Origin of the sequence: Paractinoplanes aksuensis (genome assembly GCF_024137025.1) — a bacterium.
GTDB lineage: Bacteria > Actinomycetota > Actinomycetes > Mycobacteriales > Micromonosporaceae > Actinoplanes > Actinoplanes aksuensis.
The window spans coordinates 226,774-239,013 of sequence record NZ_JAMYJR010000010.1 but is presented as its reverse complement, the minus strand read 5'-3'; the positions used below and the strand labels follow the sequence as shown (position 1 = coordinate 239,013).

The 12,240-nt window shown below is 72.0% G+C and carries 13 protein-coding genes; 4 read left to right on the top strand and 9 right to left on the bottom strand.

Annotated features, from left to right (window positions below; all coding sequences use genetic code 11):
• Positions 1-29 precede the first annotated feature (29 nt).
• The 4 genes from M1L60_RS48250 to gsmA form a co-directional block, all read right to left on the bottom strand.
• On the bottom strand, positions 30-290 hold the full coding sequence (locus M1L60_RS48250) for a type II toxin-antitoxin system Phd/YefM family antitoxin (protein ID WP_369077218.1): 261 nt from the start codon (positions 288-290) through the stop codon (positions 30-32).
• A gap of 16 nt (positions 291-306) precedes the next feature.
• Entirely contained in the window at positions 307-1,098 is a 792-nt protein-coding gene (locus tag M1L60_RS11545) for an aldo/keto reductase (RefSeq protein WP_253237355.1), read from the bottom strand.
• A 33-nt stretch (positions 1,099-1,131) separates the two neighbouring features.
• Complete coding sequence (locus tag M1L60_RS11540) at positions 1,132-3,447, bottom strand: ATP-binding protein (protein ID WP_253237354.1); 2,316 nt, start codon at positions 3,445-3,447, stop codon at positions 1,132-1,134.
• A 65-nt stretch (positions 3,448-3,512) separates the two neighbouring features.
• Positions 3,513-4,652, bottom strand: coding sequence for a sporangiospore maturation cell wall hydrolase GsmA (gene gsmA, locus M1L60_RS11535; protein WP_253237353.1), 1,140 nt, complete (start codon positions 4,650-4,652; stop codon positions 3,513-3,515).
• A gap of 222 nt (positions 4,653-4,874) precedes the next feature.
• On the opposite strand from gsmA, the gene M1L60_RS11530 reads away from it, so the two are divergent.
• Entirely contained in the window at positions 4,875-5,921 is a 1,047-nt protein-coding gene (locus M1L60_RS11530) for a phosphatase PAP2 family protein (RefSeq protein WP_253237352.1), read from the top strand.
• Positions 5,918-6,475: a YflT domain-containing protein gene (locus M1L60_RS11525; protein ID WP_253237351.1), complete on the top strand. Its 558-nt coding sequence runs from the start codon at positions 5,918-5,920 to the stop codon at positions 6,473-6,475. The genes M1L60_RS11530 and M1L60_RS11525 overlap by 4 nt, the downstream gene beginning before the upstream one ends.
• Before the next feature lie 356 nt (positions 6,476-6,831).
• Here the strand turns inward: M1L60_RS11525 and M1L60_RS11520 are convergent, their stop codons facing one another.
• On the bottom strand, positions 6,832-7,575 hold the full coding sequence (locus M1L60_RS11520) for an RNA polymerase sigma factor SigF (protein ID WP_253237350.1): 744 nt from the start codon (positions 7,573-7,575) through the stop codon (positions 6,832-6,834).
• Between the two features lie 215 nt (positions 7,576-7,790).
• On the opposite strand from M1L60_RS11520, the gene ppgK reads away from it, so the two are divergent.
• Both ppgK and M1L60_RS11510 read left to right on the top strand, forming a co-directional pair.
• A complete protein-coding gene (ppgK, locus tag M1L60_RS11515) occupies positions 7,791-8,588 on the top strand; it encodes a polyphosphate--glucose phosphotransferase (RefSeq protein WP_253237349.1) in 798 nt (265 codons plus the stop codon).
• A 2-nt stretch (positions 8,589-8,590) separates the two neighbouring features.
• Positions 8,591-9,052, top strand: coding sequence for a PPOX class F420-dependent oxidoreductase (locus M1L60_RS11510; protein ID WP_253237348.1), 462 nt, complete (start codon positions 8,591-8,593; stop codon positions 9,050-9,052).
• Between the two features lie 9 nt (positions 9,053-9,061).
• On the opposite strand, the gene M1L60_RS11505 is transcribed toward M1L60_RS11510, so the two are convergent.
• The 4 genes from M1L60_RS11505 to M1L60_RS11490 form a co-directional block, all read right to left on the bottom strand.
• Positions 9,062-10,018, bottom strand: a complete 957-nt coding sequence (locus M1L60_RS11505; RefSeq protein ID WP_253237347.1) for a hypothetical protein — start codon at positions 10,016-10,018, stop codon at positions 9,062-9,064.
• A gap of 3 nt (positions 10,019-10,021) precedes the next feature.
• Positions 10,022-10,942 (bottom strand): hypothetical protein, encoded by a 921-nt coding sequence (locus M1L60_RS11500; protein WP_253237346.1) that lies wholly within the window; start codon positions 10,940-10,942, stop codon positions 10,022-10,024.
• Positions 10,929-11,435: a SigE family RNA polymerase sigma factor gene (locus tag M1L60_RS11495; protein ID WP_253237345.1), complete on the bottom strand. Its 507-nt coding sequence runs from the start codon at positions 11,433-11,435 to the stop codon at positions 10,929-10,931. Before M1L60_RS11495 ends, M1L60_RS11500 begins: the two co-directional genes overlap by 14 nt.
• Positions 11,436-11,589: 154 nt before the next feature.
• Entirely contained in the window at positions 11,590-12,159 is a 570-nt protein-coding gene (locus M1L60_RS11490) for a hypothetical protein (protein ID WP_253237344.1), read from the bottom strand.
• Between the last annotated feature and the right edge of the window lie 81 nt (positions 12,160-12,240).

Here is a 12,240-nt window from a genome sequence, read left to right as displayed (position 1 = left end):
TGGGAATCCGACCGACACGTCGCTCTCCCTCAGACTGCCTCGCTCCCCTGCTCATGCCGCCCCGGCCTCAGGAGCCGGACGGCAACCGCGATGTCCTCGGCAAATTTCTCATCAGGCGCCGGGATGCCAGAGAGCGCCGATCGAAGGTCCGCACCTGTGCCCGGGCGAAGCGGTCGCATTTCCGCCACCGGTCGGCCGTCTCGGGTGACGGTCACAGTTTCGCCCCGCTCGACGGCTCCGAGCAGGTCGGAGAAGTGTCCGGACGCCTCGGTGGCACTCACCGACCGCATGCGGCGTCAGCCGAGATCATCGGCTGCCCAGAGCGTCGATCGCTTGCATCTCTTCTTCGGTGAGGACGAAGTTGGTGAGGTCGGCGTTGCGGGCGATGCGTTCCGGGGTCTTCGACTTGGGGATGACGACGATCTCGTGCTGGATGTGCCAGCGCAGCACGACGCGGGCCGGGTCGACGCCGTGGGTGGCGGCGATGCGGGTCAGGGCCGGGTCGTGCAGGTTGGTCGTCTTGAACGGGGAGTAACCCTCCAGGACCACGCCGCGCTCGCGGTGGGCGGTCAGGACGGCCGGGTCGTACAGGGACGGGCCGAAGCGGATCTGGTTGACCGCGGGGGTCACGCCGGTCTCGGCCGTCAGCTCGTCGATCTCGGCGCTGTCGTAGTTGCTGACGCCGATGGCCCGGGTCAGGCCGGCCTCGCGGGCCTCGACGAAGGCCTGCCAGACCGGCACCGAGCGGCCGCGGTGGGGCGGCCAGTGGATCAGCCACAGGTCGATCGCGTCGACGCCGAGGTCGCGCAGGGACGCCTCGATCGTCCGGCGCTCCTGGCCGGCCCGCTCGGCCGGCAGCTTGGTGGTGATGAAGACCTGGTCGCGCTGCACGCCGCTGTCGCGCAGGGCGCGGCCCACCTCGGCCTCGTTGCCGTACATGGTGGCCGTGTCGAGGTGGCGGTAGCCGGCCTCGAGCGCGTCCCGGACGGCCTGGTACGCGGAGTCGCCGTGCAACTGCCACGTGCCGAAGCCGAGCAGGGGCATCTCGACGGGGGTGCCGTCGGCCGCCTTGGGGAGCGGCAGGGCGGGAATCGTCATGACTCTCATCCTGCCCCCGGAAAAGCGGAGCGACTACTCCCGCTCGACCCGCGGGTGGTGGTCGGGCACGGGCGCGCGCAGGCGGGCCGCGGCCGGGTCGTGGGCCGACGGCTCGGCCGCGGGCAGCGCGCTCAGGCCGGGCAGGCGGGAGTTCTCCATCGCGGCCCGCTCGGCCAGCGCCCGTTCCAGGGCGGCCCGGGCGACAGCGTCGTCGTCTTTCGCGGACATCTCGTTCTCCTTCGACGGCAGGGTGAAGTGGAAGCGCGTGCCGCCGCCGGGGTTGTCGGACACCCCGATCTCGCCGCCGTGGCGCTCCACGATGCGTTTGCAGATGGCCAGGCCCAGGCCGGTGCCGGCGTACCCGGCCTCGGCGTGGGCCCGGTGGAACTTGTCGAACACCTCGTTCTTGGCCTCGTCGGGGATGCCGATCCCCCGGTCCGCGACCTCGATCCGGGCGCCGGCGGCGGTCACCTCGACCTGCGGGTCGGTGCCGGGCCGGACGTACTTGAGGGCATTGCCGACCAGGTTGTCCAGCACGTGCCGCAGCATCGCCGGGTCGGCCGACACCACCGGCAGGTCGCCGACCGTGATCTGCGGGTGGTCCTGGGGGCGCAGATGGGCCGTACGGTCGTGCACCACCTCGCCGACCAGGGCGTTCAGGTCGACCGGGCGGCACCGCAGCGGCGCGTCGCGGGCCGTGCTGTAGGCCAGCAGCGTGTCGATCAGCCCGGCCATCCGGTCGACGGCCAGGATGATCCGCTCCAGGCTGCGCTCGACCCCGGTGCCCGGTGGCAGATCCTCGAGCGCCGCCTCGCTGTGCCCGCGGATCACGGTCAGCGGCGCCTTCAGGTCGTGCGCGACCACCCCGGCGAACACGGCCAGGTCGTTCTCGTAGCGGCGCAGCTCGGTGATGTCGTGGAAGACGGCCACCGCGCCGTGCCGGTCGGCCCCCGGGTCGAGCGGCCGGCCGTCCACGCTGACCAGCACGCCCTCGGGCCGCCGGTCGTTGCGGATGAGCATCTCGACGCCGTCGCAGGACTCGCCGTGCAGGGCCCGGATCAGCGGCGTCTCCTCGACCGGGAACGGCGTGCGCCCGTCCGGCCGGTAGAGGCCGTAGTGCTTCTGCCACTCGGCCGGGTCGTTCTCGTCCTCGGCCACCCCGAGCAGTTCCCGGGCGGCCGGGTTGTGCAGCAGGAACGCACCGCGCTCGTCGACCACGCCGACGGCGTCGCTGATGCTGTCCATGATCGCGCTGAGCAGCCCGGCCTGGCGGCGGCTGCCGGCCTCGGCCGTCCGCAGGTCGGCCGTCGCCCGCTGCACCCGGGCCCAGGCCCGGGCCCGCCCGGTCGCCAGCACGTAGACCAGACCGGCCAGCAGCACCGACAGCGCGATGCCGGTCAGCAGCACAGTCAGCGGCAGCCGGCTCGACGCGCCGGGCAGGTGCGAGGCGTCGGCCCGGGTGATCAGCCGCCAGCCGCGGTCGGCGACCACGAGGTCGACGGTGCGCTCCAGGTCGGTCCGGCCCGGCACGGTGTACTCGGCGACGACCGGCCGCCCGCCGTCACGGTTCGTGGCCAGCAGCACGCCGTCGAGCTGGTTCTGACTGACGGTCTCGAGCATGCCGCTCAGGAAGTCCCCGCCGCGCAGCCCGAGGACGAGCCAGCCGCGGAACTCGGGCACGTTGGCCCGGGTCCAGATCGGGGCGGCGAACACGAACGAGCGCTGCTGCTCGGCCGCCGGCAGGTTGCGGTCGCGCAGCAGCACGTACGCGTCGGAGACGCTGGGCTGGCCGATCCGGCGGGCGTCGACCAGGGCCGCCGCGGCCTCAGGAGCGGCCGCTATGTCGAGGCCGTTCATCGGGCGGCCCTGCGCGGTCAACGGCCGGGTGAAGATCGAGAAGAAGTGCTCGTCGGCAGTGACGGTGGCGCGCAGCTCGAGGCCGGTGGCGCCGCGCGAGCGCCACTGGGCCTGGATGGCCGGGATCCGGTCGGTCGCGGCCGGGACGACGTACGCCAGGGAGGCCGCGCCGACCAGGTTGGCCGAGGCGAACGGCGCGGTCGCCGTGTCGAAGTCGGCCCAGGTCAGGTTGGCGTCGGTGGCCAGGCCGGCGGCGGCCGTCTCGATCAGCGACCGGTACCGCCCGGTCTCGGTCTGCACGGCCGCGCGGGCCATCGCGGTGCGCTGGTCCATCACCCGGGCCGCGTTCTCGTGCTGGGCCGAGCGCATCACGGCATACACGGAGACCACGACGGTGAGGCCGGCCAGCAGGATGGACCCGGCCAGAAGCAGACCGGTGAAGCGCCCGCGACGGGCCTCCGCCGCGGTGGCCGAGGGCTCACGTCGCTTCACCAAAACCAGCATATGGTGCAAAGCACCCCCGCCGACCGGGTTCGGCCGACGGGGGTGCCTGTTACTTATTTCCAGGTGTCGTACTGGTACAGCTTCTGCTGCGCCATCAGCGTGGTGATCTTGGTGTAGTAGTTGGGGTCGGTCGCGTAGCCGGCCTTCCACACGTTCCAGATGAAGGCGTTGGCGTTCTTGGTGTAGTTGAAGGCCGGGGCGTAGCGCGGGTTGACCTTCAGGAAGTTGCCGTGGTCACGGAACGAGTGGCCCATCGAGGCGTACGTCCGGAAGGTCGCCTTCGTGGTGAAGCAGGTGCCCTCCTTGGTGCACTCCTGCGTCGTGTACTCGTGGCAGCCGTTGGCCAGCGTGCCGTAGCGGCCGCTCTGGCACTTGATGCCGAAGTAGTTGCGGTCGACCGCCGACAGGCCGCTGCGGCCCCAGCCCGACTCGAGGATCGCCTGCGCGATCGTCACCGAGGCCGGCACGCCGTACTCGCGCCAGCCGAGCTGCGCGCCCGGCACGGCCGCCTTGATGAACTGCTCCGGGGTCTGGGTCACGGCCGGCGCCGGCTTCGCGGCCGGAGCGCCCGGACACGACTTGAGGGCGGCCGTCACGACGTACGCGTGGGAGATGTAGTTGCCGTCGGAGAGCTTGTTCCACTGCGAGGTCGTGCGGACCGTGCCGCTGACCGTCGAACCGGGCACGGCGCAGACACCGGTCACCTTGGTGCCGTTGCCGACCACGCGGCGGACGGCGGCGGTGGTCGACGGGCCCGACCGGATGTTGACCTTGCCGTCGGCGCTGCGCACCGTGCCGACCTTGTTCGCGCTGATCGCCTTGCCCGGTTTCACCTTCACGGCCGCGGCCTGCGGCGACGAGGCGGCGCAGCGCTTGATGGTGCCGCTGTTCCAGACGTACGCGTGGGTGATGTAACCACCCGTGCTGAGCTTGTCCCACTGGGTCGTGGTGCGCACGGAGCCCCGGACGCTCTGACCGGTGACCGAGCAGACCACGGAGACCCGCTGGTCGTCGCGGAGTGATCCGAGCACGCGGTCGGCCAGCGACGGGCCGGAGCGCACCTTGAGGGAACTGCGCACGTCGATCGTGGCCGAGACCGCGGCCGCGCTGGCCGCGCCGGGGGCGGCCACCAGACCGGCGCCGACAGCGACCACGAGCAGCGGGCCGGCGAACCGGCGAGCGTACTGCCTCATATGTAAACGTCTCCTTCTCAACGGGCGGCGTCCGTTAGAAGGTGGCGGCGGGGCGTTGCGCGACAAGAGCGCGCGAGGGTGCAGAAAAGTTGCGACGCGGCGCACACGGTGCTGATGTGTCGCGGTGAACCCGCTGAGACTTATGATTCGACGCGCTTAGAAATGAACTTGGTTGGGCAAAGGCCGTAGCGCCCTGCCCAGCCCATCCGAAGGACACCGCCCATGACGGTCCTGGCGTCCCCCCAGCCGGCGACGGCCGCGCCTCCCCGCGCCTCGCGTCACCTGCTCACGCCGATGGGCGTCGCCGTCCTGGCGACCCTGGCCGTGGTGGCTCTCTATCAGCTCGCCGTGCGCACGACCCTCGGCCAGCAGATCGACACGATTGTCATGCGCGGCGCCGACGTGCACCACGCGCAGGTGACCGAGGTGCTCGAGCGCACGCTCAACAACACCTCGCTGGCCAGCCTTGTGCTGGTCTGCCTGTTCGCGGCGGTCTTCGGCGTGGTCCGCCGCCGGCTCGACCTGGCCGTCGGCGCGGCCCTGCTGGTGATCGGGGCCAACCTGACCACCCAGCTGCTCAAGACCCAGCTCCCCCGGCCCGACCTGGACGGCTCGGCCATGTCGAACTCGTTCCCCAGCGGCCACACGACGGCCGCGGCGTCGGTCGCGTTCGCCGTCGTCCTGGTGCTGCCGCAGGCCCTGCGGGGAATGGTCGCCCTGGTCGGCTTCGCCTACGTCACGATCATCGCCGTGGCCACGGTCTGGGCCGAGTGGCACCGCCCCAGCGACACGGTGGCCGCGCTGCTGGTCACGCTGGCCTGGGGCGCGTTCGCGGTGTTCGTGATCCGGCTGCTCAAGCCCATGGAGACCCGCCCGGCCAGCCGCGTCGTCAAGCTGCCGCTGCTGGCCGTCGGCGCGGTCACGGCCGCGGCCGGGGCGTTCGGGCTGGCCTCGGTCGCGCTGTCCGAGCGGGCCATGCCCGACCTGGTCTCGGGGCGCTTCGCGTTCCTGGCCGGCTCGGCCGCGATCACGGCCGTCGCCGCCGGCGCGTTCCTGCTGTGGGCCCGATTGGCTGCGGCTTTTCCGGTGACTGCGCCCGCGCCTCGCACAAAGACGAAAGCCGCGCCTCGCACTAAGGCGAAGCCCGCTCCCCGCCCCGAGCCGAAGCCCGCTCCCCGTTCCGGGTCGAAGCCGGCTCCCGCATCCGTGAAGAAGAACTCCGGCGCCCCGGCATCCGCCGGCCGCCGCGTCAAGGGAGGTACGAAATGACCGCGCCCACCCCCGATAACCCGACCAGCGCCGCCGGCATCCCGCCCGGCCCGGCCGGAGTGCCCAGCCTGCCCGCCCAGACGCTCGCCGCGGGCGGTTCGCCGACCGTCGTGGTCGGCACCTACCCCGACTACGCCCAGGCCCAGAAGGCCGTCGACACGCTCAGCGACAACAAGTTCCCGGTCGAGCGCACCGCCATCATCGGCACCGACCTGCGTCTCGTCGAGAACGTGCTGGGCCGCCTCACGGTCGCCAAGTCGGCCCTGGCCGGCGCGGCCAGCGGCGCCTGGTTCGGCCTGTTCGTGGGCCTGCTGTTCGGCCTGTTCAGCGACTCGAGCTGGTTCGCCGTCATCCTGGTCTGCCTGCTCATCGGCGCCGCCTGGGGCGCGGTCTTCGGTGCCATCGCCCACGCCGCCACCGGCGGCCGCCGCGACTTCGCCTCCCGCTCCTCCATCCAGGCCGGGACGTACTCGGTCGTGACCGACGCCGAGGTCGCCGACCAGGCGAAGTCGCTGCTCGTCTCGCTCAACTGGCAAGCCTCAGGCGCCCAGTAAGCCCAACATCAACGTCAACAGCCTGTCGTAGCGGGGTGGGTGGTTCAGACCGCAACTCCCGTCGAGGGCCGCGGCGCGGTGAGCTGGCCGCCGGCGCGTCCAAAGCGCTCACCACACCACGGCGACGTGCGTGAGTGGTCACGCCCAACTGCAAAGATCAACCCCTCGGACCGGCCGGCCTGAGGGGTTGACTTGTTTTTCGAGCGCAACCACTTACGCAGGTCGCCCGGGTGGGGTGAGCGCTCAGGGCGCGCCAGCGCCCTGCTCGCCCCGGCCGGGCCCTCGACGGGAGTGACGGTCTGCACCCACCACCCCGCCACGACATGAAGTTGGCCTTGCAGTTGATCTTGATCGGGTCAGAAGCCGCCGTGCAGCTGGGTGCGGAGCTTGGTCAGGGCCTTGGCCAGCAGGCGCGAGACGTGCATCTGGCTGATGCCGATCTGGTCGGCGATCTGCGACTGGGTCAGGTTGCCATAGAAGCGCAGCGTCAGGATCTTCTGCTCGCGCTCGTCCAGCGTGGCCAACGCGGGGCCCAACGCGACCCGGGTCTCGGCCAGCTCGAACTCGAAGTCCTCGCCGCCCAGGGTGTCGCCCAGCGAGGTGCTGCCGTCGGCCGTGATCGGCGTGGAGAGCGACGTCGCGTTGTAGGCGCGGGCGCCCTCGAGGCCTTCCAGCACGTCTTCCTCGGTGACGCCCAGGTGGGTGGCCACGTCGGCGACTGTCGGGGAGCGGCCCAGGCTGTGCGTCAGTGTCGCGTTGGCCTCGGTGATGGCCAGCCGCAACTCCTGCAGGCGGCGCGGCACCCGCACCGACCAGGTGCGGTCGCGGAAGTGACGCTTGATCTCGCCGATGATGGTCGGGATCGCATATCCCGCGAAATCCACCCCGCGGGACGGGTCGAACTTGTCGACCGCCTTGATCAGGCCGACGGTCGCGGTCTGGATGAGGTCGTCGGTGGGCTCACCGCGGCCGGAGTAGCGGTGGGCGAGGTGGCGAGCCAGCGGCAGCCACGCCTCGATCGCGCGGTCGCGCAACTCGGGGTGGGCGGCCAGCTCGACCAGCAGGTCCGTGGCGCTGAGGTCGGCGTGGGACACGGTCATGGGAGGTCCTCCAGAGGGCGGGCAGAGAGCCGTGCCCGCACGCGGCGACCGTTCTGTCACTCCACGCTAACCGAGAAGGTGAGGCTTGCCTAGCCGAAAGTACGAGAGTCACCCCGCAACCCCCGGGGAGGGTGGAAATCGACCACGGGATTTAATGTCGGAGCTCCGTGGTAAACAGCGGGGGCACAACCAGGCACCTCAAGACGGGAAACACAATGGCCATTCTCGGCATCGACATCGGCGGCTCCGGGGTCAAGGGAGCGCCGGTCGACACCGCCCGCGGCGAGCTGCTCGCCGAGCGGTACCGGGTGCCCACCCCGCAGCCGTCCGACGTCACCAGCGTCGTCGAGGCCGTCGCCGAGGTGGCGGCCCAGTTCGAGGGGCAGTTCGACCGGGTCGGCATCACCTTCCCGGGCGTGGTCGTCGACGGCGTCACCCGCAGCGCGGCCAACGTCGACAAGTCCTGGCTCGACGCCCCGGCGGCGCAGCTGTTCACCGAGCGGCTGGGCCAGCCGGTCTCCGTGCTCAACGACGCCGACGCCGCGGGCGTGGCCGAGGTCGCGTTCGGCGCCGGGCGCGACCAGGCCGGCCTGATCATGATGCTGACGTTCGGCACGGGCATCGGCAGCGCGCTGTTCCTCGACGGCACGCTGATCCCCAACACCGAGTTCGGCCACCTCGAGCTCGACGGCCACGACGCCGAGACCCGGGCCAGCGACCGCGCCCGCGAGCAGGACGACATGAGCTGGGAGAAGTGGGCGGGCCGGGTCCGCCGCTATCTTTCCCACGTCGAGATGCTGCTCTCACCGCGGCTGTTCATCATCGGCGGCGGGGTCAGCAAGAAGTCCGACCGCTTCCTGCCGCTGATCGACATCCGCACCCCGATGGTGCCGGCCACGCTGCTCAACAACGCGGGCATCATCGGCGCGGCCCGTGTCGCCGAGATCGACGGCAACCGGCCCGCCCCGGGCGGCGTGACGCCGCACGAGGCCGGCGCGACGGTGGCGAGCTGACCATGGCCCGCACTGTTGCCACCAACACCCGGGCCGGCCGCGACGAGCTGCTCGAGTTCCTGCGCCCGCGCCACCACGCCATCCTGATGACGACCCGGCGCGACGGCCGCCCCCAGTCCTCCCCCAACACATGCGGGGTCGACACCGAGGGCCGCATCGTCATCTCGACGTACCCCGAGCGGGCCAAGGTCTACAACCTGCGGCGCAACCCGCAGGTGTCGGTGTGCGTGCTCTCCGACGACTTCGGCGGCCCGTGGGTCCAGGTCGACGGCACGGCCGAGGTGATCGACCTGCCCGAGGCGGTCGAGCCGCTGGTCGAGTACTTCCGGGTCATCTCGGGCGAGCACCCGAACTGGGACGAGTACCGGCAGGCGATGCGCGACCAGGGCAAATCCCTGATCCGCATCACCATCGACCGGTGGGGCCCGATCGCCACCGGCGGCTTCCCGGCCCGCCTGGCCTGAGCGGCCGGATCACCCTCGCCAGGCCTTCAACCGCTTGGCGAGGGCGAGGCCGAGCGTCCGGGCCGTGGCCGGTTCCGACGCGGCGTTCTCGTAGCCGCGGCAGTCGATCAGGGTCACCGCGTCGTTGATCCGGACCGCCGCGATGAAGGTGCTCCGGTAGAGGCCGTTCTCGAGGGGCTTACCCTCGGCGTCGACCTCCTCGTACTGCCGCTGGATCAGCACCGATTCGTCGCCGACGTCGAGCGGCCTGAGCAGCGAAAAAGTCGTGTCGAGGCCGCGTATCCGGCTGTCGGAACAGACCTGCGCGCCCTGCCTCAGCTCGGCCATGTAGTCCTTGGCCCCGTCGCCGCTGTAAACGCCGACGGTGTTGTAGACCGCGTCGTCGGGGGTGCCCTTCGGGGGCGGATTGTCCGGTTTACGGTAGCGCGAGATGATCGACGCGCTGACCCCGAGCTCGCGCTGGCTCGGGAACTTCGCGGCCGGGCAGAATTCGGGCACGCCGAGCGGCTTGAAATACGTGACGGTGGCGTTGGCGTCCTCCTGCCGCAGCGTCACCTGGTACGGGATCTCTGCCGGCATCGGCTCCTCGGTGATCACCGGGGCGGTGGTGGGCGGCCGGGTCGAGGGTGGCGTGGGCGGCGGCGGGGCGCTGGAAGGCGCAGTCGCCGAGGGTGCGGCCGATGACGGGGCGTACGACGGCACCGTGCTGACGGTCGGGGCGGCCGCGAGTCCGCCGAGCCCCGTGCCCGTCGTGGGCGGCGCCGACGGCTGTCCCCCGGCGCTGGTCACCGCCCACCCGGTGCCGAGCGCGGCCGCTACCAGCACGGCCGTAGCCGTCGTGGCCAGCCCGGTCCGGTGGGACCGCCGCCGCTCGGCCTGGTAGCGCAGTTCACGGCCGGTCAGCAGCAGCCCGCGCTCGCTGTCCGCCGCCAGCGCCGCGAACGCCTCGCCCACTTCATCCGGCATCGATCAGTCCCGCCATGCCTCGAGCCGCTTGGTGGCCGCCTTGGTCAGCGACTCGATGGCCGCCCGGTTGGACGCCAGGTTCTCGTAGCCCCGAGCGTCGATCAGCGTGACCGCGTCGCCGACCCGCACCGCCCCGATGTACGTGCTCATCTGCGACCCGTTGTTCATCGGGTTGCCCTCGCCGTCGGTCAGCTCGTAGGCCCGGTGGATCAGCACCGACTCGTCGCCCACACCCAGCGACCCGAGCAGATCGAACTGCACGTCGAGGTCGCCCACCTTGCCGGTCGCGCACAGTTCGGTCGCCTTCCGCAGGTCGGCCAGATAGTCCTGGGCGCCGTCGCCGCGATAGACGCCGACAGTGTTGTACACGGTGTCGTCCGGGATGTTCTCGGCCGGGGTGCCGGGCGCGCGGAAGGCGGCCATCACCGACCCGCTCACGCCGAGCTGGTCCTGACTCGGGAACTTGGCCTTGGCGCAGAACTCGGGCGGGCCGATCTTGTCCTCCTGCCGCGTCACGTCCCCGTTGGCGTCGGCCTTGTTGATCAAGGCTCGGGCCGGCACCGACTTCGGCAGGGCCGGCGCCTCGCTGGTGACCGGCGCGCTCGACGGCGGGGCGGTGGTGGCCGGGGCGGTGGTCGGCCGCGTGGTCGCCGGGGCGCTGGACGGCACCGGCGGCGCCGACGACATCGTGACGACGGGGGCCGAGCCGCCGGCCGTGTTCAGCCCCGTGCTGCGGTTGTTGTCGGCGATCGCCCAGCCCGCGCCGACCGCGCCCACGACCAGCACGGCGGCCGTGCCGCTGGTCACCGCGACCGTGCGCGACCGGCGGCGGGCGGCCTGGCGGCGCAGTTCGGGGCCCGAGAGCAGCAGGCCGCGCTCGGAGTCCGACGAGAGGGCGGCGAAGGCCTGCTCAATGTTCGACATCGCTGACCTCCGGGGTGCGGGACGGGGCGAGGATCGCGGCCAGCTCGGTGCGGCCACGGTGCAGTCGTGAGGTCACCGTGCCCACGGCAACGCCGGTCTCGGCCGCGATGTCGGCCACCGGCAGATCGAAGAGGTAGTGCAGCGCGACCGTCCGGCGCACGGGTGCGGGCAGCCGCCGCAACGCTGTGGTCAGCCACACCGCGTCCTCGCTGGGGGCGCCGGCCGGTTCGGGCGGGCCGGCCCGGCGGACGGCGGCCCGCCACCCGCTGAGCCGGCGCCACCGGTCGGTGGCCAGGCGGCCCACGGTCAGCCGCAGCCACGCCTCGGGCGCCGGGTGGGCGGACACCGTGCGCCAGCGGCGCCAGGCCCGCGTGTACGCCTCTTGCACCACGTCCTGCGCGTCGCCGAGGTCCCCGGTCAGCGCGTAGCCGTAGCGCAACATCCTGGCTGACGTGTCCCGGTAGAACTCGTCGAAGCCGTCCGCATCCCGCATCCCGCGAAACTCCCCGCTCGTCCTGGTTCGTGCACCGGTAACGCCCGGCGTGGCAAGAATGCTGCATTCCCGGGAAAGTTTCTTCCCCGATTCACGCCAAGCACCGAAAAAGGCCGGCACCCCGGGTGGGGCGCCGGCCTTTCGGACGGACGGATCAGGCCGCGAGCTGCTGCTCAGCATCCAGCAGGTAGAGCAGGGAGTCGCGGTGCATGGAGGCGACCGGCTCGAGCAGGTCGGGGTGGCGCAGCAGCGCGGCCGCGTCCAGGTCGCGGCGGTCGGGCTCGAGCAGGCGGCGGAACTCGGCCGGCGCCTTGCCGCTGCGCGCGTAGGGCAGCGGCCGGTCCCGGGCCAGCGGCACGGCCGCGATCACGGCGTCGACGCCGCGCCGGGCCAGCTCCGGGTCGGCCAGCAGGCAGGCGGCCCAGCTGACCACGGTCTCGTCGACCCAGGTGCGCCAGCCCTCCTCCTCGGCCTCCTCGTCCTCGGGCTCGCTGCCGACCCGCCAGTCGAGCACGGCCGAGCCGCCGGGGCCGGCGATGGCGACCAGCGCCGCGTCGACCTCGGTCGGGTAGCGCAACCAGGCGGCAACCGTGACCGCCTGCCGGGCCTGCAGCTCCGACAGGGTGTGGGCGATCGTGTCGGCGCTCCCCGAGGGGTAAGCACGCGACAGCCAGTGCGTGCTCGCCGCGATGACGGGCGACAGCTCGACAGACGGTCCGGCCACGTGGGTACTCCTCCGCTCTCATCGCGGCACCGGTCGGCCCGCGTCACACCGGATGACTCGGCGTCGGAGGAGGGGTATCTG

Bases quoted from the DNA above. Each gene is read 5' to 3' on its own strand.
- M1L60_RS11505 (WP_253237347.1), bottom strand. From the start codon at position 10,018: ATGCCGGATGAAGTGGGCGAGGCGTTCGCGGCGCTGGCGGCGGACAGC.
- M1L60_RS11530 (WP_253237352.1), top strand. From the start codon at position 4,875: ATGACGGTCCTGGCGTCCCCCCAGCCGGCGACGGCCGCGCCTCCCCGC.
- ppgK (WP_253237349.1), top strand. From the start codon at position 7,791: ATGGCCATTCTCGGCATCGACATCGGCGGCTCCGGGGTCAAGGGAGCG.
- gsmA (WP_253237353.1), bottom strand. From the start codon at position 4,652: ATGAGGCAGTACGCTCGCCGGTTCGCCGGCCCGCTGCTCGTGGTCGCT.
- M1L60_RS11500 (WP_253237346.1), bottom strand. From the start codon at position 10,942: ATGTCGAACATTGAGCAGGCCTTCGCCGCCCTCTCGTCGGACTCCGAG.
- M1L60_RS11510 (WP_253237348.1), top strand. From the start codon at position 8,591: ATGGCCCGCACTGTTGCCACCAACACCCGGGCCGGCCGCGACGAGCTG.
- M1L60_RS11495 (WP_253237345.1), bottom strand. From the start codon at position 11,435: ATGCGGGATGCGGACGGCTTCGACGAGTTCTACCGGGACACGTCAGCC.
- M1L60_RS11525 (WP_253237351.1), top strand. From the start codon at position 5,918: ATGACCGCGCCCACCCCCGATAACCCGACCAGCGCCGCCGGCATCCCG.
- M1L60_RS48250 (WP_369077218.1), bottom strand. From the start codon at position 290: ATGCGGTCGGTGAGTGCCACCGAGGCGTCCGGACACTTCTCCGACCTG.
- M1L60_RS11545 (WP_253237355.1), bottom strand. From the start codon at position 1,098: ATGACGATTCCCGCCCTGCCGCTCCCCAAGGCGGCCGACGGCACCCCC.
- M1L60_RS11520 (WP_253237350.1), bottom strand. From the start codon at position 7,575: ATGACCGTGTCCCACGCCGACCTCAGCGCCACGGACCTGCTGGTCGAG.